Origin of the sequence: Colwellia sp. BRX9-1 (assembly GCF_014077195.1) — a bacterium.
GTDB lineage: Bacteria > Pseudomonadota > Gammaproteobacteria > Enterobacterales > Alteromonadaceae > Colwellia_A.
This window is the reverse complement of sequence record NZ_JACGVM010000072.1, coordinates 1-584: the sequence shown is the minus strand read 5'-3', so window position 1 is coordinate 584 and position 584 is coordinate 1. Positions and strand designations below refer to the sequence as shown.

The 584-nt window shown below is 42.5% G+C and carries 1 pseudogene; it reads left to right on the top strand.

What is annotated here, in order from left to right:
- Positions 1 to 212: 212 nt before the first annotated feature.
- Positions 213 to 584, top strand: a pseudogene (locus H4J76_RS19535) (transposase); the annotation flags it as partial.

Genomic DNA, 584 nt, shown 5'->3' with positions numbered 1-584 from the left:
GCTTGTTTGAATAGCGCGTAAACATAACTACATACTAAGACAGCAAGAAAAATACAGCTACCTTGGGGGAGAAGTAAAGCTTGCCTGAAATTCACTCATTTAATCAACATCTATAAAAATCGATAGGCAAAGGCTTACAAGATGAAGTACATGCCTTGTTGCTGACCAATGGATAGCGGTGTTTCAGTGCCTTATTATTGTGCAGCATTATCATGGGTGGCATAGTAATTATTACCAGTATTCAACTGCGTATCAAAGCAGCCATTATGGGAGAGCAACCCACAACGTTATTACCTTTTACGGGCAATGAACAGCAAGCTAAAACCTCAGGTATCCGCTTTAGCTTAAAGGACTATTTAACCCTTGTAGATGAAACAGGTCGCGTAATAAGAGCAGACAAACGAGGCGCTATCGATAACAAAACCGCAAATATACTGTCAAGACTTCACATCAGCGATAAAAGTTGGCTCAAACTCACCACAAACTTTGAAGGTATATTCACGGGCGCGGTGGGCACCGCAGAGCATTTGTGTGAATTTACTGAGCACGTGGGGTTAAAGCGCGCACACGGTAAAGCAAATGCC